The 19,469-nt window shown below is 65.6% G+C and carries 20 protein-coding genes; 4 read left to right on the forward strand and 16 right to left on the reverse strand.

The genetic code is table 11. The features are described from left to right. Positions 1-10: 10 nt before the first annotated feature. The 12 genes from ACVMB0_RS20785 to ACVMB0_RS20840 all read right to left on the reverse strand — a co-directional run bounded on the left by ACVMB0_RS20785 (position 11) and on the right by ACVMB0_RS20840 (position 10,245). On the reverse strand, positions 11-658 hold the full coding sequence (locus ACVMB0_RS20785; RefSeq protein ID WP_461347493.1) for a pyroglutamyl-peptidase I: 648 nt from the start codon (positions 656-658) through the stop codon (positions 11-13). After that, complete coding sequence (meaB, locus tag ACVMB0_RS20790) at positions 655-1,647, reverse strand: methylmalonyl Co-A mutase-associated GTPase MeaB (protein ID WP_461347494.1); 993 nt, start codon at positions 1,645-1,647, stop codon at positions 655-657. Before meaB ends, ACVMB0_RS20785 begins: the two co-directional genes overlap by 4 nt. Before the next feature lie 301 nt (positions 1,648-1,948). Continuing rightward, positions 1,949-2,749: an RsiV family protein gene (locus tag ACVMB0_RS20795; protein WP_461347495.1), complete on the reverse strand. Its 801-nt coding sequence runs from the start codon at positions 2,747-2,749 to the stop codon at positions 1,949-1,951. Between the two features lie 36 nt (positions 2,750-2,785). Continuing rightward, positions 2,786-4,942: a methylmalonyl-CoA mutase gene (gene scpA, locus ACVMB0_RS20800; protein ID WP_461347496.1), complete on the reverse strand. Its 2,157-nt coding sequence runs from the start codon at positions 4,940-4,942 to the stop codon at positions 2,786-2,788. After that, positions 4,939-5,100 (reverse strand): hypothetical protein, encoded by a 162-nt coding sequence (locus tag ACVMB0_RS20805; RefSeq protein ID WP_461347497.1) that lies wholly within the window; start codon positions 5,098-5,100, stop codon positions 4,939-4,941. Before ACVMB0_RS20805 ends, scpA begins: the two co-directional genes overlap by 4 nt. Positions 5,101-5,150: 50 nt before the next feature. Next, positions 5,151-5,621, reverse strand: coding sequence for a GFA family protein (locus ACVMB0_RS20810; protein WP_461347498.1), 471 nt, complete (start codon positions 5,619-5,621; stop codon positions 5,151-5,153). After that, the gene (locus ACVMB0_RS20815) at positions 5,618-7,492 is read right to left on the reverse strand and encodes a methylmalonyl-CoA mutase family protein (protein ID WP_461347499.1); all 1,875 of its coding nucleotides are present in this window, start codon (positions 7,490-7,492) and stop codon (positions 5,618-5,620) included. Before ACVMB0_RS20815 ends, ACVMB0_RS20810 begins: the two co-directional genes overlap by 4 nt. 105 nt (positions 7,493-7,597) lie before the next feature. After that, on the reverse strand, positions 7,598-8,089 hold the full coding sequence (gene folK, locus ACVMB0_RS20820; protein ID WP_461347500.1) for a 2-amino-4-hydroxy-6-hydroxymethyldihydropteridine diphosphokinase: 492 nt from the start codon (positions 8,087-8,089) through the stop codon (positions 7,598-7,600). Beyond that, complete coding sequence (folB, locus tag ACVMB0_RS20825; protein ID WP_461347501.1) at positions 8,082-8,462, reverse strand: dihydroneopterin aldolase; 381 nt, start codon at positions 8,460-8,462, stop codon at positions 8,082-8,084. The genes folK and folB overlap by 8 nt, the downstream gene beginning before the upstream one ends. Next, positions 8,459-9,316 carry a dihydropteroate synthase gene (gene folP / locus ACVMB0_RS20830; RefSeq protein ID WP_461347502.1) on the reverse strand — a complete coding sequence of 286 codons (858 nt, stop codon included), beginning with the start codon at positions 9,314-9,316 and terminating at the stop codon, positions 8,459-8,461. Before folP ends, folB begins: the two co-directional genes overlap by 4 nt. Before the next feature lie 98 nt (positions 9,317-9,414). Then, complete coding sequence (locus ACVMB0_RS20835) at positions 9,415-9,822, reverse strand: DUF4332 domain-containing protein (RefSeq protein WP_456755808.1); 408 nt, start codon at positions 9,820-9,822, stop codon at positions 9,415-9,417. A 57-nt stretch (positions 9,823-9,879) separates the two neighbouring features. Next, on the reverse strand, positions 9,880-10,245 hold the full coding sequence (locus ACVMB0_RS20840; protein WP_461347503.1) for a DUF2267 domain-containing protein: 366 nt from the start codon (positions 10,243-10,245) through the stop codon (positions 9,880-9,882). 389 nt (positions 10,246-10,634) lie between these two features. Here ACVMB0_RS20840 and ACVMB0_RS20845 point away from each other — a divergent pair, with 389 nt between their 5' ends. Then, positions 10,635-12,254, forward strand: coding sequence for a helicase HerA-like domain-containing protein (locus tag ACVMB0_RS20845; RefSeq protein WP_461347504.1), 1,620 nt, complete (start codon positions 10,635-10,637; stop codon positions 12,252-12,254). Between the two features lie 95 nt (positions 12,255-12,349). Further along, entirely contained in the window at positions 12,350-13,750 is a 1,401-nt protein-coding gene (locus ACVMB0_RS20850) for a M20/M25/M40 family metallo-hydrolase (RefSeq protein ID WP_461347505.1), read from the forward strand. A gap of 221 nt (positions 13,751-13,971) precedes the next feature. Here ACVMB0_RS20850 and ACVMB0_RS20855 read toward each other — a convergent pair whose 3' ends face one another. Next, positions 13,972-14,751 carry a class II aldolase/adducin family protein gene (locus ACVMB0_RS20855; protein ID WP_461347506.1) on the reverse strand — a complete coding sequence of 260 codons (780 nt, stop codon included), beginning with the start codon at positions 14,749-14,751 and terminating at the stop codon, positions 13,972-13,974. Between the two features lie 162 nt (positions 14,752-14,913). Then, the gene (locus tag ACVMB0_RS20860; protein ID WP_461347507.1) at positions 14,914-16,563 is read right to left on the reverse strand and encodes a glycosyltransferase family 39 protein; all 1,650 of its coding nucleotides are present in this window, start codon (positions 16,561-16,563) and stop codon (positions 14,914-14,916) included. A 338-nt stretch (positions 16,564-16,901) separates the two neighbouring features. Here ACVMB0_RS20860 and ACVMB0_RS20865 point away from each other — a divergent pair, with 338 nt between their 5' ends. Both ACVMB0_RS20865 and ACVMB0_RS20870 read left to right on the forward strand, forming a co-directional pair. Further along, positions 16,902-17,777, forward strand: a complete 876-nt coding sequence (locus ACVMB0_RS20865; protein WP_461347508.1) for a DUF308 domain-containing protein — start codon at positions 16,902-16,904, stop codon at positions 17,775-17,777. Between the two features lie 176 nt (positions 17,778-17,953). Next, positions 17,954-18,367, forward strand: a complete 414-nt coding sequence (locus ACVMB0_RS20870) for a Ros/MucR family transcriptional regulator (protein ID WP_456755802.1) — start codon at positions 17,954-17,956, stop codon at positions 18,365-18,367. Positions 18,368-18,374: 7 nt separating this feature from the next. Here ACVMB0_RS20870 and ACVMB0_RS20875 read toward each other — a convergent pair whose 3' ends face one another. Beyond that, positions 18,375-18,806, reverse strand: coding sequence for a SufE family protein (locus tag ACVMB0_RS20875; RefSeq protein WP_456755801.1), 432 nt, complete (start codon positions 18,804-18,806; stop codon positions 18,375-18,377). A 164-nt stretch (positions 18,807-18,970) separates the two neighbouring features. Further along, positions 18,971-19,354 carry a DUF5330 domain-containing protein gene (locus ACVMB0_RS20880; RefSeq protein ID WP_456755800.1) on the reverse strand — a complete coding sequence of 128 codons (384 nt, stop codon included), beginning with the start codon at positions 19,352-19,354 and terminating at the stop codon, positions 18,971-18,973. Positions 19,355-19,469 lie beyond the last annotated feature (115 nt).

The following is a 19,469-nucleotide window of genomic DNA, read 5'->3' on the forward strand; positions in this document are numbered from 1 at the left end:
CGCCGTGCGCTCACGCGCGCGCGGCCTGCCGGGTCAGCTTGACCAGCTCCAGCAGCATGGCTTCGCCGGCATCGACCAACGCTTCCAGCGTGATCGATGATTTGCCCGCTGCCGCCGTTCCGTCATGGGCGAGCGGCGGCACATGGACGAACTGCGCGAGGTGCAGGCCGTTGTCGCCGTTGACGGCCTCGATCGCGCGCCAGCTCAGATAGTTGCAGAGATAGCTGCCGGCATCGCGCGAGGCCCGCGCGTCGATGCCGGTCGCGAGCGCCGCACGCAGCAATTTTTCGGTGTGTGGCCCGAACACCTTCGCATCGGCACCGCCCTCGATCGATCCCTTGCGCGCATGCTGGCGGCCGGCATCGGGGAACAGGGTGGTGACCGCGTTGCGGGCGCGGCTTTCGATCCGCAGATGGGCGCCGCGGCCGGCGAGGCCGAACATCAACAGCGCCTGCGGGCGATGCCCTGCGATCAGCTCCGGCAATTCGCGGTCGACGGTGGCATAGGTGACGTCGAAGATGTGGCTCGATAGCGCAACGTCGTCGAAGGCGGGGCGGCGCAGCGCGGTCAGCCGTCTCACCAGCGGCATGGTCGGATTGAACGGCGCGCCCGGGAACGGGCCGAAGCCGGTGAGCAGGATGCGCAGCTTCCCGCTCAATGCAGCATCTCCGCGATCTGTTCCGCGGCGATCGCGGGCGAGATGCGGCCGGCGGCGACCTCGGCTTCCATCTTCTTCACCTTGGTGCGGATCGTAGCGTCCGTGCGCAGCCGCGCCATCATCCGGCTCTCCAGCATCGACCACATCCACTTCACCTGCTGCTCCCTGCGGCGACCCGCGAACTCGCCCGAAGCGTTCATCGCGGTGCGGTGGTCGAGGATCTTCTGCCAGAGCCTGTCGAGCCCGGCGCCGGTCAGCGCCGAATAGGTCTCGACCGGCGGATGCCAATGCTCGGAGCGCGGCGCCAGGATGTGCAGCGCGCTGCGATAGTCCGCGGCGGCGAGGTTGGCGCGCTTGAGATTGTCGCCGTCGGCCTTGTTGATCGCGATCATGTCGGCGAGCTCGACCAGGCCCTTCTTGAGGCCCTGCAGCTCGTCGCCGGCGCCGGGCAGCATCAGCGCCAGGAAGAAGTCGGTCATGTCGCAGACCGCGGTCTCGGACTGGCCGATGCCGACGGTCTCGACCAGCACCACGTCGAAGCCGGCGGCCTCGCAGAGCAGCATCGCCTCGCGGGTCTTCGCGGCGACGCCGCCGAGCGTGCCCGAGGAGGGCGAGGGGCGGATGAAGGCCTGATCGGAGCCGGCGAGCCGCGCCATCCGCGTCTTGTCGCCGAGGATCGAGCCGCCGGTGCGCGCCGAGGAGGGATCGACCGCCAGCACCGCGACCTTGTGGCCGCGCTCGATCAGGAACATGCCGAGTGCATCGATGGTGGTCGATTTGCCGACGCCGGGCGAGCCGGTGATGCCGACCCGCACCGCCTTGCCGGTGTCGGGCAGCAGCGCCTGCACCAGCTCGCGCGCGGAGGCCTGGTGATCGCCGCGCCGGCTCTCGACCAGCGTGATCGCCCGCGCCAGCGCGGCGCGGTGGCCGGCACGCAGGTCACGGGCAAGGGCGCGGATGTCGGGAGATGCGGGCTTCGATGCGGTCATGGCCTTGGTTTACAACGGCTGCTGGTTGCAGGCGAGGGGAACGCGGATTGGCACGTCGCAGGGGCGCACTACCAAAATGTCGAGGAACAACCCCATGCAAAGGAGGCGGCGGCTACCGGCGCTCGACAAGACGACTTGACACGTCGGGCAACTCAGCGGCAATCTTCCATTATCCAGAAATCGTGCAGTAACCCGTAGCCCGGGTGAGCCAGCGGCTCGCGCAAACGCGCATCCGATGACAGGCTCCGCAATGTCAGGGGAAACCGGTCCCGCATATCGCTTCGCTCATGCGGGATACGACCTATTGCTGCTCGTCCGTGTCGCCCGTCGGCCGCATGCCGGCGAAGATCCTTGCGCCTTCCGGCGTCAGATACGGCTTCAGCGTCTCCCACGGCACGAAGATCACATATTGGCCTTCGGCGTAAGGGCCGACGGCATAGGGCGGGTAGTGGAAGGTCAGTCCGGAGCTCTTGCCCGATACGGTCGACGACGCCAGCGTCACGGCGCCGATCTTGAGCAGCGTCGGCTTGAGCTCCTTGTACCACTGGGCGCTCGCCGTCTCGCCGGCGTCGCGCCGCTTCTTCTCGGCGTTGAGCGCCGCGATGACCGCCTTGCGGATCGCCGCTAGCGTCGGGCCGTTATCCGCGGTCTCGGTGAAGAACGGGCGGATGCTGATGCGCTTCTTCTCTGTCGTGTCCCAAAGAATGGTGTTGACGTCGGAGTTCGGACGCGCGCCCAGAGTGTTCATGTAGTCGTCGCGCAGCACGCTGACATAGCGGCCGTCGACGACGGAGTGCACCGAATATTTGCGCTCGAACGAATAGCCGCCGCGTTCCTTGAACAGCTCAGGCTCCTGCTTGCGGTCGTTGGCAGCCTCGGCGGCGTTCTTGTCGATCCATTTCTTGCCCTCGGCGAGGCAATCGGCCGCCAGCGCGCTATCCGCCTTGATCTTGTCGTCGAGATAGACGCTGGCCTCGATGCTCGCGTTCTTGATCGTGGCGTCGGGTTTGGGATCGGCGGCGCGTGCCGGAAGGCAGAGGCAAGCCAGCAGGCCGGCAAGGCCCAAGATGCGGACAGGCGTCAGCAAGCGAGCGGCGCGCATGGAAAGCTCCTGGTGGGAGAGAGCAGCGCGGCAGCGCTACTCCGCCGCCTCGCTATGGCCGAGCCGGGCGTTGAGCTTGTGGATCAGCTCCTCGGCAGCCTCCGAGATCACGGTGCCCGGCGGGAAGATCGCCTCCGCGCCTGAGGCGTAGAGCGCATCGTAATCCTGCGGCGGCACCACGCCGCCGATGATGATCATGATGTCCTCGCGGCCATGCTTCTTCAGCGCGGCCTTCAATTCTGGCACCGCGGTGAGATGCGCTGCGGCGAGCGAGGAGACGCCGAGAATGTGGACGTCGTTCTCGACCGCTTGCCGCGCGGCCTCGTCGGCGGTCGCGAACAGCGGCCCGATATCGACGTCGAAGCCGACATCGGCGAAGGCGGATGCGATCACCTTCTGGCCGCGGTCATGGCCGTCCTGGCCGATCTTTGCGACCAGGATGCGCGGGCGGCGGCCTTCGGCCTCCTCGAACGCATCGATCAGCGCCTGCACCTTCTCGACCTTGTTGGACATCGCCGCTGCCTCTCGCTTGTAGACGCCGGTGATGGACTTGATCTCGGCGCGGTGGCGGCCGAACACTTTTTCCATCGCGTCCGAAATCTCGCCGACGGTGGCCTTGGCGCGCGCCGCGTCGATCGCCAGCGCCAGCAGATTGCCGTTGCCTTCGCCGGCCGAGCGGGTCAGCGCGGCCAGCGCCGCATCGACGTCGGCCTGGTTACGCTCCTTCTTGAGCCGCGCCAGCTTGTCGATCTGCAACCGCCGCACGGTGGAGTTCTCCACCTTCAGCACGTCGATCGGCTTCTCGTTCTCGGGCTTGAACTTGTTGACGCCGATCACCGCCTGGCGGCCGGCATCGATCCGCGCCTGGGTCTTGGCGGAGGCTTCCTCGATCCTGAGTTTCGGCACGCCGGCCTCGATCGCCTTGGCCATGCCGCCGAGTTCCTCGACCTCCTGGATGTGACCCCAGGCCTTCTTCGCGAGATCCTGGGTCAGCCGCTCGACATAATATGAGCCGCCCCAGGGATCGATGATGCGGTTGGTGCCGCTCTCCTGCTGCAGGAACAATTGCGTGTTGCGGGCGATGCGCGCCGAGAAGTCGGTCGGCAACGCCAGGGCCTCGTCGAGCGCGTTGGTGTGCAGCGACTGGGTGTGGCCTTGCGTTGCCGCCATCGCCTCGATCGTGGTGCGCATCACGTTGTTGAACACGTCCTGCGCGGTCAGCGACCAGCCCGAGGTCTGGCAGTGCGTGCGCAGGCTGAGCGAGCGCGGATCCTTGGGGTTGAACTGCTTCAAGAGCTTGGCCCACAGCAGCCGCGCCGCGCGCATCTTGGCGACTTCCATGAAGAAGTTCATGCCGATCGCCCAGAAGAACGACAGCCGCGGCGCAAAGCGGTCGACGTCGAGGCCGGCGGCGAGACCTGCGCGCAGATATTCGACGCCGTCCGCCAGCGTATAGGCGAGCTCGAGGTCCTGCGTCGCGCCGGCTTCCTGCATGTGGTAGCCGGAGATCGAAATCGAATTGTATTTCGGCATCCGCTGCGAGGTATAGGCGAAGATGTCGGAGATGATCCGCATCGAGGGCGCCGGCGGATAGATGTAGGTGTTGCGCACCATGAACTCTTTCAGAATGTCGTTCTGAATGGTGCCCGACAGTTTCTCCGGCGGCACGCCCTGTTCCTCGGCGGCGGCGACGAACAGCGCGAGGATCGGCAGCACCGCTCCGTTCATGGTCATCGACACGCTCATCTGGTCGAGCGGGATGCCGGCGAACAGCGTGCGCATGTCGTAGATGGAATCGATCGCAACACCGGCCATGCCGACGTCGCCGGAGACGCGCGGATGATCCGAGTCGTAGCCGCGGTGGGTGGCGAGGTCGAACGCGACCGAGAGACCCTTCTGTCCCGCTGCAAGGTTGCGGCGATAGAAGGCATTGGAATCCTCCGCCGTGGAGAACCCGGCATATTGCCGGATGGTCCAGGGCTGGTTGACATACATGGTCGGGTAGGGGCCGCGCAGATAGGGCGCGATGCCCGGCCAGGTCTCGAGGAAGTCGATGCCTGCGAGATCGGCCTCGCCATAGACGGACTTCACCGGAATGCCCTCGGGCGTCAGCCACGGCTCGGCGCTCGCGGCCGGCGCGGCGGCGGCAACGGGCTGGAAGGCGACATCGGCGAAATTGGGAATGCGGGTCATTCCTTGGCTTCCTCAAACTGGCGATTGCGTTCGATCAATCGCTGTAGATTCTTCTTGTAGGTGGGATCGTCCCGATAGTCGGCCGTGAACACTCTCTTAGCCTTGGGGGCAACCCAGGCAGTGACGAGTCCGATCGCCGCGAACCATAGTAAGCTCACTAGGGTCTCCTCGGTGTCTCAGTCGACCAAAGGGACAGCATATCTGATCTCTAGTCATGATCCGGATGCTGATGGCTGACGATGGTCGCCATCTTGTCCGGTCCGTAATTCTGCATCGTGGTCTGGCTCGGCAAATTGGCGATGCCGACCACCCAGCCTTGGCGGGACTCGGTTCCGAATTGCTGGGTCGGGATCACCCGGTCGGGCCGGTCGAAAGCGCCGGTCATGATCTCGATGCGCGGACCGTCGGTCCGGCGGAAGCTGAGCGGCGTGCCGCAGGCGGCGCAGAAGTCGCGCTCGGCGATCGAGGAGGATCTGAACGCCGCCGGCTTGCCGCGGGTCCAGGCGAAATCCTCCTTGTTGATGTCGGCGAACGAGGCGAACGGCGCACCGGAGGCCTTCTGGCACATCCGGCAGTGACAGATGCTGACCCGGTTCGGCGCCGCGGACACCGCAAATCGGACGGCGCCGCACTGGCAGCCGCCGGTCAGAACGGGTTTCGCTGGTGTCTCTGCCGTCATGCCTGCTCCATCCGCCGATAGGCGTCGCGCAATGTCGCCAGCGCGTCACCGCCGGCGAAGACGAACTCACCGATGCCGGCCGCCCGCAACGCCGCTTCCTGGTCGCCGGGCCGCCCTGCCAGATAGATATGCCTTGCTCCGGCGCCGTGAAGGGCCTTGGCGGCCTCAGCGGCGCTGGCGGCATAGACCTTATCCGAGGAACAAATGCACGCCATCGCGGCGCCGGAGGCCTTGAAGGCCGCGGCGAGCGCCGCCGGGTCGGCAAAGCCTTCGTTGTCGACCGTCTCAATCCCGCCGGTCTCGAAGAAGCTCTTCGCGAAGGTGGCGCGGGCTGTGAAATCCGCCGGCGTGCCGAGATTGGCGAGGAAGATTTTCGGCCGCGCACCGCGCGCCTTGAGCGCGGCGTCCGACTTGTCGCGCAGCGCCTCGAACGGTTCCGCGAGCCGCATCGGCGTGAGTGCGTCGAACCGGATCTTGGCGTCGGCCGTGGATACCGGCGCCGACGGTTTCACGTTCAACACTGCGGGGACGTCTTCGTGCAGGTTGGGGAATTCGCTGGCGCCGGTCAGGACGTCGCGGCGCTTCGCGACATTGGCTTCGCGCTGCGCCCGCGTCGCGGCAACTTTCTGCTGGATGAGCCCCTGCTCGAGCGCGGGGAAGATGCCGCCGGCCTTCTCGATCTCCTGGAACAGCGTCCACGCCGCCTCGCAGAGCTGCGCGGTCAGCGTCTCGATGCCGCCGGCACCGGCCGCCGGATCGGAGACCTTGGCGAGGTTGGACTCGTCGAGCAGCACGAGCTGGGTGTTGCGCGCCACCCGGCGGGCGAAATCATCCGGCAGGCCGAGCGCCAGCGTGTGCGGCAGGACGGTGATCGCATTGGCGCCGCCGAGCCCGGCCGCGAAGGTCGCGATCGTCGCGCGCAGCATGTTCACGTTGGGATCGCGCTGGGTCAGCATCCGCCAGGCGGTCTGCGCGTTGACGAAGATCGGCTTCGGGGCGAGGCCGCAGGCTTGTTCGATCCGCGCCCACAGGAGTCGCAGCGCGCGGAATTTCGCCATGGTCAGGAACTGGTCGGCATCGGCGCTGAGCCGGAACGAGACGGCTGCGCGCGCCGCATCGAGATCGATCCCGGCAGCTTCCAGCATCCGCAGATAAGCGAGGCCAAGCGCGAGCGTGAAGGCGAGTTCCTGCACCTCGGATCCGCCGGCGTCATGCACCGGCCGGCCGTCGGCCAGCACGAACGGCCCCTTGAAGCCGCGCTTGATCAGGCCGTTGACGACCTGGCCGAACGGCTTTTCGTAATCGGCCCACGCGCCGGGCGCAGCACCGCGCACGGCAACCGAGCTGAGCGCCTGGTAGTTGAAATGCAGGTCGAGCTTGGCCGGGTCGAGCTTGCGGGCCTCGACCATGTCGGCAAAGGTCTCGCCGGCGTTCTCGCGGCCGAGCACCGGGTTGAGCGCGATCATGATGCCGGCATCGAGATGGACGCCGCCGCAGGCCCGCGCCAGCGTCTTCTTGCTGGCGTCAGTGAGGCCGAAGCCGCGCGCGCCGGGCCCGCCGGCGAACTCGAATTCGAGGCCGGTCGCGCCGTTCTCGAGATCGTGCAAGGCCAGCGCATTGGCCTGTGCGGCATCGGGATGATCGACCCGCTGAAGGATGTGCCAGGGGGTTGCGGCGGCGCGGCCGGCAAGCGGGCTTGCGTTGGTGGCGCGGCGGTAGATCGGATCGATCTTCAGGCCATCATAGGTCTTGCCGACCAGCTTCTCGAACGGGGCGCCCTTCAGCACGCCGTCGACCAGCTTGCGCCAGTCGTCATAGGTCGCCGCTGCAAAATCCGAAGCCAGAGACAAATCGTCAGTCGAGGTCGTCATCCGCCCAAATCGTCCTTCATCGGCCCCACAAGGGCGCCCTTGATTTGGCCGGAAATTGCCACGGGCGGGCGGCCAAGCCAAACTTTTGTTTGCGGTCGTTCGGCTTTAATCGAGGTCCGCAAGGCGGAAAATACCGTCGGTCGAGACCCCTGCGACCGCATCGGCGATGCGGCGCCCGGCGATGATGCGGTCGGGAACGATCTCGGCCAGCGGCACCAGCACGAAGGCGCGTTCGAACAAACGCGGATGCGGCAGCGTCAGTTCCGGCTTGTCGAGTGTGACGTCGTCATAGGCGATCAAATCGAGGTCGAGGGTGCGCGGCCCCCAGCGCTGCTCGTTCTTGCGGTCGCGGCCGAACTTGGTTTCGATCTTGTGCAGGGTGAACAGCAGCGCATGCGGATCGAGGCTGGTGTCGATCTCGATGCAGGCATTGATGAAGCTGTCCTGCTGCTGCTCGCCCCAGGGCGGCGTCGAATAATCCGACGAGCGCGCCACGAGCGCCGCCTGCGTCATACCGCAGATATTGGCGATCGCCTTGCGAAACGTCGTGCGGACGTCGCCGACATTGCCGCCGAGTGCGATCAAGACGTCAGCCATGTGCAAGCGGATGGCGCGAGCGGGTCAGCACCACGCCGACATCGTCGAAGATCGCGGCGATCGGCGCATGCGGCTTGTGCACGGTGACCTTGACCGCCCTGACGCGCGGGAAGCTCGCCAGGATGTCCTCGGCGACCGCGCCGGCGGCGCGCTCCAGCAGCTTGTAATTGGTGTTCTTGAACGCCGACGTCGCGGTCGCCACCACGTTGGAATAGGACACCGTGTCGGAGAGGCGGTCGGTGCGCGAGGATTCCGAGAGGTCGGTATAGAGCTCGAGATCGATCACGAAGCGCTGCCCGACTTCGGTCTCATGTTCCATCACGCCATGGCGGGCATGGATGACGATCCCGGTGATGAAGATCGTGTCGGTCATTGTTGTTCCTCGATTGCCGCGGCCACCCGCAGCGCCTGAACGGTTTCGGCGACGTCATGCGCGCGGACGATGCGGGCGCCATTTTGCGCGGCGATCAGATGCGCCGCGAGCGAGCCGCCGATCCGCTGTTGCGGCTCCGACGGCACGACCGTGCTGATGAAGCGCTTGCGCGAGGCGCCGACCAGCACCGGCAGGCGGAACGCGTCGAGCTCGGCGAGCCGCGCCAGCGCGATCATGCTCTGCGCCGGTGTCTTGCCGAAGCCGATGCCGGGATCGAGCACGATCCGGTCGGGCGCAATGCCGGCGCTTGCGGCGATCGCGAGCGAGCGTTCGAAGAAGGCCGTGATGTCCTGCATGATGTCGATCGCGGGATCGGCGCTTTCGCGATTGTGCATGACGATCACGGGCACGCCGCGGGCGGCGACGACGGCCGCCATGCCGGCATCGCGCTGCAAGCCCCAGACGTCGTTGGCGATCACAGCGCCCTGGTCGAGTGCCCAGGCCACGACCTCGGATTTCATGCTGTCGATCGAGACCGGCACGCCGAGCGCGATCACCTCGGCCAGCACAGGCTTCAGCCGCGCCAGTTCATCGTCGGCCGTGACCGGCTGTGAGCCATAGGGGCGGGTCGATTCCGCGCCGATGTCGATGATGTCGGCGCCGTCGGCCACCAGTGTGCGGGCCTGCGCCAGCGCCTGTTCGGGCGCGATGAACTTGCCGCCGTCGGAGAACGAGTCCGGCGTGACGTTCAGGATGCCCATCACCGCCGGATAAGGCCGCGACAGCAAGGCCGGCAGCAGCGCAGCTCCGGCCGGGCCGGCCACCGCCGATGCTATGGGCTTGGTCGCCATCATGCGGTGGCTTTGCGCTGACGGCAGCGCCAAGTCAAGGTGTCGCGATGACCGCTGGCGCCGGCGGCCGCTTGTCCGGTTAAGACTGGCTAATAGGTGAGCTAATAGGTGATTTTTGGAGGCAGCTTGCGTGCCTCTTCAATCAGCAACTCGACCGATTTTTCCGACGGCATCACGCGGACCAGCTTACGCCGCACGTTGGCGTCCTTCATGCTCTGCGCCAGCCGCGACGGGTTGCGGTGGGCAAGCTCGCGCACGGTGGTGACGCCGGCGGCGCGAACCAGCCCGACCTTCGCCTTGCCCATGCCGGGAATCCGCATGTAGTCGGAGATGTTGGCCCATTCGAGCAGTTGCTGTTCGCTGATCCCGGTCTTGGCGGCGAGCGCCTTGCGTCCCCTAACGGTGCGAGCGGCTTCAAGCAGCGCGTCGGTCGTGCGGATTCCCTGTGATTTCAGTTTGGTGGCGCAATAGGCGGACAGGCCTTCGATCTCGGAGAGGGGGTATGTCATGATACTCGTATGCAGGTAGAAGGGAGCGCACGTGCAACGGCGTCGAGAGGAGGGGCTTCAGGCGAACTGGCTGAGGCCCGGTGTCCCCGAGATGATCTCGCCCATTTGATCCGCTCCGATTTTGTCGCGGCCGAACCTGAAAAGTTCACGCGCGACGTTCTGAATCTCACTCATGCCAAGGCCAAGCGCCATCAGCCGGGTGCCGACAGCCATCAGGCCGCCGCCCATCAACCGCGACAATCCACCGCTGTTGTTGGAAGCGGCGATCGCCGCTTCGGCGCCGGGGATTTGATCGATCAGAGCCTGGACCTTGTCGGAAGGTCCCTCGTTACGGAGGAAACCCAGAACGATGCCGACGGTTTTTTCAGCGACAGCGCCATCGATGCCGGCCTTTGCGGCCAGCTGCCCAACCAATTCGTCCATCTTGCCCCGCCTCAACCGGACTTTGCCGGATCGTTCTTGGAGATTTATCTTGAGCGCCTGTGTCACGAAATACAAGCGATCCGCGCATTTCAGTTCGTATTCTTTTTCGATCGCGTCGTGACTGTGGCCTCGCTGCAAGAGTGAGCGGCGGATTCACACCATCTTGTCGCAATGCGCAATGCCTTTCGTCACTTTGCCGGGAATAAAATCTGAGGAACTGCTGGCGCGACGATAGACGACGGCATCCGCTGACGGTTTCAATCGGCCCGCAACATGCAATATGATGGCTTGGGTTCATGACGGCATGGGCTCGCATCTCGAACCGGGTTCGAGTTTCGAACCGGCTGTGATGATCGAAACGATCTAAATTTTCGTGAAGAGGCGAAGCGATGGCGACCTCCGACAACAAGTTGGCCGATACCGACGAGAAGATTTTTATCGGCAAGGGCGAGGAGACAGCCTGGTTGACGCTGGCACTTGCCAATCGGCATGGCCTTGTCACCGGCGCGACCGGAACCGGCAAGACCGTCTCGCTTCAAGTGATGGCCGAAGGGTTCGCGCGCGCCGGCGTTCCGGTTTTCGCAGCCGACATCAAGGGTGATCTCTCCGGTATCTCCGAGGTCGGCGAGGCCAAGGACTTTATCGTGAAGCGGGCCCAGCAAATGGGCTTGACCTTCCAGCCGGATCAGTTCTCGACCGTATTCTGGGATGTGTTCGGCGAGCAGGGCCATCCGGTGCGTGCCACCGTCACCGAGATGGGACCGCTGCTGCTCGCGCGGATGCTCGATCTGAACGACGTGCAGGAGGGCGTGCTCAATGTCGCCTTCCGCGTCGCCGACGAGAATGGCCTGACGCTGATCGACATGAAGGATCTGCGCGCGCTGCTGGATGCGATCGCACCCGACGGCAGCAAGAAGGCCGCCGACGACGGCGAGGATCCGCTGGCGTCGATCCGCAAGGCCGCGCAGAGCTACGGTAACGTGTCCAAGGCGACGGTCGGAACGATCCAGCGCCAGCTGCTGGTGCTCGAAAACCAGGGTGGCGCGAAATTCTTCGGCGAGCCGGCGCTGACGCTGAAGGATTTCATGCGCACCGACCGCGACGGCCGTGGCGTGGTTAATATCCTGGTCGCCGACAAGCTGATGCAGAGCCCGCGGCTCTACGCCACGTTCCTGCTCTGGATGCTCTCGGAGCTGTTCGAGGAATTGCCGGAGGCCGGCGACCTGCCGAAGCCCAAGCTGGTGTTCTTCTTCGACGAGGCGCATCTGCTGTTCACCGATGCGCCGAAGGCGCTGATGGACAAGATCGAGCAGGTGGTGCGGTTGATCCGCTCCAAGGGCGTCGGCGTCTATTTCGTTACCCAGAATCCGATCGACGTGCCGGACAAGGTGCTGGCGCAGCTCGGCAACCGCGTCCAGCACGCGCTGCGCGCCTTCACGCCGCGCGATCAGAAGGCGGTCGCTGCGGCGGCGCAGACCTTCCGGCCCAATCCAAAGCTCGACACCGCGCGGGTGATCATGGAGCTCGGCAAGGGCGAGGCGCTGGTGTCGTTCCTCGAGGGCGGCGGCACGCCGTCGATGGTGGAGCGTATCATGGTGCGGCCGCCGTCGGCGCGGATCGGACCGATCACGCCGGAGGAGCGCAAGGCGATCATGGATGCGAGCCCGGTGAAGGGCAAATACGACACCGCGATCGACGCTGAATCCGCCTACGAGATCATCCAGAAGCGGCTCGCCGGCGGCGCCGCGCCGGCGGATGGCTCAGGAGGCGAGGGCGGCGGCATCCTCGGCCACATCGGCGCCATCGCCGCCACGATCTTCGGCACCAACGTCAAGCGCGGCCGGCTCTCGACCGGGCAGGTGATCGCGCGCAACGTCACGCGCTCGGTGACCGACAAGGTGGTCGGCGGCGTGGTGGCCGATCTCGGCAAGTCGGTCGGTGGATCGGTCGGCGGATCGATCGGCCGCGCATTGGTGCGCGGCGCGCTCGGCGGCATCCTGCGCAGGTAGCATCGCGACGATCCGAGCCGAACGGGCAACCGGCTTTGCCTCCGGCGGCCGGCGCGCTACAACGGCGGCAACGTCCAAGCAATAGGATCCAAGCGATGTCCAACGCCAAGCTGCAGCCGGTCCTCGACCGCATCGATGCCGATTTCGATAACAGCCTCGAGCGGCTGTTCACGCTGCTGCGGATCAAATCGATCTCGGCCGATCCGGCCTTTGCCAATGACTGCAAGGCGGCTGCCGATCATCTCGCCAAGGATATCGCGACCCTCGGCTTCAAGACCGAGGTGCGCCCGACCGCCGGTCATCCGGCCGTGGTCGGCAAGCTGAACGGTGCGACCGACGGGCGGCCGCATGTGCTGTTCTACGGCCACTATGACGTGCAGCCGGTCGATCCCCTGAATCTCTGGCATCGGCCGCCGTTCGAGCCTGTGGTGACCGACCATGCCGACGGCCGCAAGATCATCGTCGCGCGCGGCGCCGAGGACGACAAGGGACAGTTGATGACCTTCGTCGAGGCGTGCCGCGCCTGGAAAACCGTGACGGGATCGCTGCCGGTCGACATCACCATCGTCATCGAGGGCGAGGAGGAGATCGGCTCGAAGAATTTCGTGCCGTTCCTCGAGGCCAACAAGGCCGAGCTCAAGGCCGACTTCGCACTGGTCTGCGACACCGGCATGTGGGACCCCAACACGCCGGCGATCACAACCTCGCTGCGCGGCCTGGTCTATGACGAGGTCAAGATCAAGGCCGCCAACCGCGACCTGCATTCCGGCGTGTTCGGCGGCGGCGCGCAGAACCCGATCCGCGTGCTGACGCGGATTCTCGGCGGCCTGCATGACGACAACGGCCACATCACCATCCCCGGTTTCTATGACGGCGTGAAGGATCTGCCGCCGGACATCCTGGCGCAGTGGAAGCAGCTCAACCTGACGCCGGACAGCTTCCTCAAGCCGATTGGCCTCTCGGTGCCGGCCGGCGAAAAGGATCGGCTCCTGATCGAGCAGGTCTCCTCGCGCCCGACTTGCGACATCAACGGCATCGTCGGCGGCTACACCGGCGAGGGCTCCAAGACGGTGATCGCCGCCGAGGCCTCGGCGAAGGTCTCGTTCCGCCTGGTCGAGGGACAGGATCCCGAGAAGATCCGAAAAGCGTTCCGCGATTATGTGACGGCGCGCCTGCCGGCCGACTGCAAGGCCGAGTTCATCGATCATTCCGGTGCGCCGGCGATCGCGCTCGACTGGAACATGAAGCCGCTGGCGGCGGCCCGCCGCGCGCTGACCGACGAATGGGGCAAGGAGGCGCTGCTGATCGGCTCCGGCGCGTCGATTCCGATCGTCGCCGACTTCAAGCGCACGCTCGGCCTTGACAGCGTGCTGATCGGCTTCGGCCTCGACGACGACAACATCCATTCGCCGAACGAGAAGTACGACCTCAAGAGCTACCACAAGGGCATCCGCTCCTGGGCCAGGATCCTCGTGGCGTTCGCCGAGGCGAAATAAGCAAGACGCGAATACGCTCGAAAGCGACCGAGTAGCCCGGATGAAGCGCAGCGAAATCCGGGACGGTCGATCCGCGGATGCGTCACCCCGGATTGCGCTCCGCTCCATCCGGGCTACGAAGACACAACTACACGTGAAAACGCCGCCCGGGATTGGGCGGCGTTTGATTCAGGTCGTGCAGAGGGTGTTGGCGGACAGCCTATCCGAAGATTGCGAAATTTTCAATCACGGTAGCCGGGATTGACTCGGTCGAGCTTGCGCAGCAGCGGCGGCCAGACCAGCTGGGTCGAGCGCAGCTCGGCGCGGTCCGGGTTGGAGAGCAGCTCGGTGTTCTTGTCGATCGCGAGCTGGTCGACCGGGTAGGCGATCGGGCCGAGCGCGCGGGTCGCCACCTGCATCGAGCAGGCGCGCTCCAGATGGTACATCCGCTCGAAGGCGGAGGCGACCGAGCGGCCGACCGTCAACGTGCCGTGATTGCGCAGCAGCATGTGGTTCTTGGTGCCGAGATCGCGCTGCAGGCGCGGCCGCTCGTCGTGATCGAGCGCGATGCCCTCATAGTCGTGATAGGCGAGGTCGTGGGTGACGAGCTGCGCGGTCTGGTTCAGCGGCAGCAATCCGTCGGGGCCGCTCGACACCGCGGTGCCGTCGACCGTGTGCAGATGGAGCACGCAGCCGGCATCCTCGCGCACCTCGTGGATCGCCGAATGGATGGTGAAGCCGGCCGGGTTGATGCTGTACTCGCTCTCAGAAAGCTGGTTGCCGTCGAGATCGACCTTGACCAGGCTCGACGCGGTGATCTCGTCGAACATCAGCCCGTAGGGGTTGATCAGGAAGTGATGCTCCGGGCCCGGCACGCGCGCGGAAATGTGGGTGTCGACCAGATCGTCCCAACCATAGAGCGCGACCAGCCGGTAGCAGGCGGCGAGGTTGATCCGCTGCTCCCACTCCGCTGCACTCATGTTCGATGGCACTTCCTTCAGACGCGCTTCCGCTGGCGACATGGCGATTTCTCCATTGATCGTTGTTGCTTGATTCAAGCGTAGCGCCGCTTCCGGAGCGCAGCAAGGCAGCGTAACGGCGTGACAGTCATGTCGGCATGCGGCCCACGATCCGAACCGCGATGGTCGGTGGGCAGCCGCGCGATGGTTGTTCTGCGGGTGGCGCTACGGCGCCGGGATCGCCAGCAGGCTCGAGATGCTGCGGCCGCGGATGTCGTAGACGCGGGCGAACACCACGTCGTCGCGCTTGATCTCGACCATCACGGGCGCGGCCAGGCCCTTGCAGTAGAACTCGCCGAGCGTCATCGCGAAGTCGGCGGCGTTGCTGTCCCAGCCGATCGTGAAATCGGGCCCGAGCGCGACCTGCGCGGGGCGCTGCGGTCCGCACACCGCGACCTTCCATTTGCGGTGCTGCGGCGGCACTTCCTGCCGCTCCGCCAGCTGCTCGCGCAGCCCGTCGGAAGCCTGCTTCAGCGCCAGTCCCCAATAGTCCAGCATGAAGAAATTGTCGGCGGTCCGCACCGTGCCGGCGATGTGGTTGAAGTGCGTGTATTGATACGGATGCAGGCGGATCATCTCGCTGAGCGGCAGCAGCAGGCCGAAGGCGAACACCGCGAGCGCCGCAGGCTGCCAGGCGCGGCGGTTCTCGCCGAGCCAGTCCATGCCGCGGGCGAAGGCGACGCCGGCGAGCACCGCCATCGGCGGGATCACGAAGATGAAGTGGCGGATGCCGTTATAGAGCGCCGGCCGCTTCACCATCGCGATCACCAGCGGCAGCGTCGCGGCGAGCGTCAGCAGCAGCATGATCGACTTGCGCTTCGCGGTCACGTCATTGCGCGACAGCGACGTGAAGGTGACGATGACGGCTGCGGTGAGCAGCACCAGCAGCACCTCGGGAAGCTGCAGCGCGAACAGCGTGGGCAGATAGGACCATGGCATGTCCGGCACCGACACCAGCGCGCCGTCGAACATCTCCTTCCACGGCTTCTCGAAGAAGTGCGAGAAGTAGGTCACCGCTTCCAGCGGATGCCCGGGCTCCATGATCGACCACGGCCAGATCAGGCCCATCACGAGATAGCCGAGCACCAGCCCCGGCAGCAGCACGTAGACGACATGGGCAAAGCGGTGGGTCGCCTCGCGCGCGCCCTGCTTGCGGAATTCCTCGATGAACAGCGGGATGAAGCCGACCACGGCGTAGATCAATGCGAGCCCGCCCAGCACGCGGCAGCCGATCGACAGGCCGGCCCCCAGGCCCACGATCAGGATCGTGCGCGGCGAGGGCGCCGGGTATTGCTCGATCAGGCGGACGAGACCCAGGATCAGCACGATCATCGCCACGGCGAACGGCGCATCCTTCGGGTTCATGAACATGTGGCCGTAGAAGGTCGGGCACAGCGCCAGCAGCAGCAGCGCCGCCAGTCCCGCCAGCGGGCCGCCGACGCGGCGCGCCAGACGCCAGGTGACGGCAAGGCCGATGACGCCGACGATCGCGCCGAGCAGGCGGCGCGTCTCGAACAGTTCGAGCGGAATGACCTTGTGCAGCAGGGCCGCGGCCATATCGAAGCCGCCGCCGTACATATAGAGGTTGGCAAACGACAGCGCGCCGGTGTCCTTGAAGCCGGAGCCGTACATGCGCAGCAGCAGGTCGGCATATTCGGCGTGGGTGTAATCGTCCCAGCCGAGACCGTAATCGCGGAATGTGAGGCCGGCGACCACGGCGACCACGCCGAGGACGAGGAATGCGAGATCGTCGCAGGTCTTCTCCGCCGAGCGCCGTGCAGGCGCCTCGAAGGCAGACGTCGTAATCGATGACATGGCTAGTGGTACCGGCGTGCCTGTGGCCCAGATTGGCGCTTTAGGGCCTCATTCCCCGGCATCCATAGCGCAGTTCCGTTTCCGAGTAATTGGTAATTGTGGCGTAATTTCCCAGATGCGTTGCAATAAATTGGCAGCAATTCGTAGCCAGTAGATCTACGGGAGCGGCGCCAAATGCGGTCGTGGCGATCGCCGTCTCGAGCCGCATCACGGCCCATTAAGCGGGATTTTAGGGAACTTGCTCTACAATTGGCGGTTGGCGGTGTGGATAATATGACGGTATCGTGGCATAGGCGGCCCGGGCCGATTTTCGGTTGGGTCTTCCGGGGGTTAGTTCGATGAAGGTTGGTCTGGTGGTCGTCGGCGCGGGCCTGGTTGTGGCAGGCTTGGCGGCGGTCGGCTTTGGAATCCCCTACAAGGAATTCAGTGTCGGCAGCACGTTGATCACGACGGGCGTGACCGGCGTCTGCACCGGCGCGATCGTTCTGGCCCTTGCCGCCGTCCTTGGCGAGCTCCAGGCCATGGGCGGACGGCTCGACGCGGTTGTTGCCGTGGGTCTGCGGTCCGGCGGCCCATCGCCGTCTGCAACTTCCCCGCGCAACGCTGCCGACGATTCGGTGTTCCCACCGCCGCCCGAGCCGAAAGTCGCGGCGCCTCCGCCGCTGGCTCCGCCATCCGCGCCGCCGCCCTGGCACGACGAAATCGCCCCGCGCGGCGCGTCGGGCGAGGTGCCGCCGCCCGTGCCGGGCACAACGGCTGCTGACGGTGAAGCAGCGCCGCCCAAGCGGCGCAATCTGATGTTCTCATCCTCGCGGAAGGACCGGACCCAGACGCGTGGCACCGAACCGTTGACGCCGGACCTGCTGTCGCCGGAGCTGCGTCCGAATCCGGCTGCTGCGGGCGAGCCTGCCCCGGCGACGTTCGACGATGCCTGGCCGAAGGCCGACCGCCCGCGGTCGGTCGATGTTGCGTCGCGGCGCACGCCGCGGCCGTCAACCCTCGGCGAGACCCAGCCGCCCGCCGCCTCTCCGTCATCGGCCCATCCGCCGCCGCCCCAGGAGCAGCCGCCGGTGACCGTGCTCAAATCGGGCGTGGTGGACGGCATGGCCTATTCGCTCTATTCGGACGGATCGATCGAAGCGCAGATGCCGGAAGGCATGATGCGGTTTGCCTCGATCGATGAGCTCAGGTCGCATCTGGAACAAAGGCCGTAAATCTGCGGCAATACTTGTGCCCGGTCGGCGCGAAGCCGGAAACATCGCGGTTCTTGTCAGGTTTGCTGCAATCCGCTCATATTCGCGAAGTAGTGCGCGATTCCATTAATGTATTGCTGCACGTGGATACTGTCCGGTGGGCGCCGGGCCGTCGGAGCCACGGGGAAGGTTGAGCCATGTCCGATATGTCAGGCAAAACGCCGGTCGAGCTGACCGCAAACATCGTCTCGGCCTATCTCAGCAACAATCCGACGCCGGCCTCGGATATTCCGAACCTGATCAGCCAGGTCCACGCCGCCTTGCTGCGGGTGTCGAGCGGACGCGCTGACGCGCCAAGCGAGCCGGCCAAGCCCGCGGTGTCGATGAAGAAGTCGATCACGCCGGAATATCTGGTCTGCCTCGAGGACGGCAAGCGCTTCAAATCGCTCAAGCGCCATCTGCGCACCCAGTACAACATGACGCCGGAGCAGTATCGCGACAAATGGGGGCTGCCGGCCGACTATCCGATGGTGGCGCCGAACTACGCGGTGGCGCGGTCGCAGCTCGCCAAGAAAATGGGGCTCGGCCAGCAGGCCAGGAAGCGGAAGTAAGGCGGCGCTAGGCGGCGGAGGCCAGCGCCTCGCGCGCATCGTTGCGGATGCGGTCGACCATCGAGCGCAGGCCGTTGGAGCGCTGCGGCGTCAGATGGTCGCGGAAGCCGAATTCGTCGAACAACGCCAGCGCATCGGTATCGAGGATCTGCTTCGGCGTATGCCCGGAAAACAGCGTCAGCACGATCGCGACCAGGCCGCGCACGATGTGCGCGTCGCTGTCGCCGAGATAGATCAGCCGCGGCTCGCCATTGCCGTCGCGCGCGATGCGCTTCGACAGCCAGACCTGGCTGACGCAGCCTTGCACCTTGTTCTCGGCCGAGTGCTCCGCCTCCGAGAGCGGCTCCAGCGTGCGGCCGAGCTCGATGACATAGCGGTAGCGGTCATCCCACTCGTCCAGCAGCGCAAAATTGTCCCGGATTTCGTCGATCGTCGTCATCGTGGCCCGCGTCCTATTCTCAACGGCTTATATAGGAAGCCGCGCTGCGAAAGCGATGAAAATGGAACCGGTTCCGGTTGTTTTGACGCGTTTTCTTCACACGAGCCGGCGGCCATCCCGCATCCAGTGAAGACAGGCCCCGCTCGAAAACACGCCGGCTTGCCTCACGGCGTTGGCGGCAGGCGGAATTCGATGCTCTGATCGTCAGCGGTCAGCGTGTCGCGGGATGCGGCCATGGCCAGATCGGTATCGTCCTTGCCGATCGAGCCGGTGTGGTCCGGCGGCTTCTTGTCGGTGATGATCTGGTACAGCTTGCGCGCCCCGTCGGTCGCGCGCTGGCCGATCGCGGTCGCGGCCTGACCGCCGACCTCGCAGGCGGACGGCTGACGCTTGCAGAACTGACCCATGTCGTTGATCGTCGCGGTCGCGGCCGACACCGCATCCGAGGCGCTGATCTGCGGCGTCTTGTCCGCTTCAGGGGTTTTGTCTCTCGGCAGCAGCACGAGCACGAGCCCGAGCCAGAATGCCAAACGCAACAGGAAGAACATGGCGCGATCCCGGTCGTCTGTCTTGTCTTTTGCTTCTTGCGCGGTGGAAGCCGCGATTGGCCTTGAGGGTTAGCATCGGTCGATAAACCGGACGTATCCGCATTGAAGTAAATCC

Source organism: Bradyrhizobium sp. USDA 4451 (genome assembly GCF_054822585.1).

Excerpts from the sequence above, each read along its gene's own strand:
- meaB (WP_461347494.1), bottom strand. The coding sequence starts at position 1,647 with ATGACCGCATCGAAGCCCGCATCTCCCGACATCCGCGCCCTTGCCCGT.
- ACVMB0_RS20795 (WP_461347495.1), bottom strand. The coding sequence starts at position 2,749 with ATGCGCGCCGCTCGCTTGCTGACGCCTGTCCGCATCTTGGGCCTTGCC.
- scpA (WP_461347496.1), bottom strand. The coding sequence starts at position 4,942 with ATGACCCGCATTCCCAATTTCGCCGATGTCGCCTTCCAGCCCGTTGCC.
- ACVMB0_RS20810 (WP_461347498.1), bottom strand. The coding sequence starts at position 5,621 with ATGACGGCAGAGACACCAGCGAAACCCGTTCTGACCGGCGGCTGCCAG.
- ACVMB0_RS20815 (WP_461347499.1), bottom strand. The coding sequence starts at position 7,492 with ATGACGACCTCGACTGACGATTTGTCTCTGGCTTCGGATTTTGCAGCG.
- folK (WP_461347500.1), bottom strand. The coding sequence starts at position 8,089 with ATGGCTGACGTCTTGATCGCACTCGGCGGCAATGTCGGCGACGTCCGC.
- folB (WP_461347501.1), bottom strand. The coding sequence starts at position 8,462 with ATGACCGACACGATCTTCATCACCGGGATCGTCATCCATGCCCGCCAT.
- folP (WP_461347502.1), bottom strand. The coding sequence starts at position 9,316 with ATGATGGCGACCAAGCCCATAGCATCGGCGGTGGCCGGCCCGGCCGGA.
- ACVMB0_RS20835 (WP_456755808.1), bottom strand. The coding sequence starts at position 9,822 with ATGACATACCCCCTCTCCGAGATCGAAGGCCTGTCCGCCTATTGCGCC.
- ACVMB0_RS20840 (WP_461347503.1), bottom strand. The coding sequence starts at position 10,245 with ATGGACGAATTGGTTGGGCAGCTGGCCGCAAAGGCCGGCATCGATGGC.
- ACVMB0_RS20845 (WP_461347504.1), top strand. The coding sequence starts at position 10,635 with ATGGCGACCTCCGACAACAAGTTGGCCGATACCGACGAGAAGATTTTT.
- ACVMB0_RS20850 (WP_461347505.1), top strand. The coding sequence starts at position 12,350 with ATGTCCAACGCCAAGCTGCAGCCGGTCCTCGACCGCATCGATGCCGAT.
- ACVMB0_RS20855 (WP_461347506.1), bottom strand. The coding sequence starts at position 14,751 with ATGTCGCCAGCGGAAGCGCGTCTGAAGGAAGTGCCATCGAACATGAGT.
- ACVMB0_RS20860 (WP_461347507.1), bottom strand. The coding sequence starts at position 16,563 with ATGTCATCGATTACGACGTCTGCCTTCGAGGCGCCTGCACGGCGCTCG.
- ACVMB0_RS20865 (WP_461347508.1), top strand. The coding sequence starts at position 16,902 with ATGAAGGTTGGTCTGGTGGTCGTCGGCGCGGGCCTGGTTGTGGCAGGC.
- ACVMB0_RS20870 (WP_456755802.1), top strand. The coding sequence starts at position 17,954 with ATGTCCGATATGTCAGGCAAAACGCCGGTCGAGCTGACCGCAAACATC.
- ACVMB0_RS20875 (WP_456755801.1), bottom strand. The coding sequence starts at position 18,806 with ATGACGACGATCGACGAAATCCGGGACAATTTTGCGCTGCTGGACGAG.
- ACVMB0_RS20880 (WP_456755800.1), bottom strand. The coding sequence starts at position 19,354 with ATGTTCTTCCTGTTGCGTTTGGCATTCTGGCTCGGGCTCGTGCTCGTG.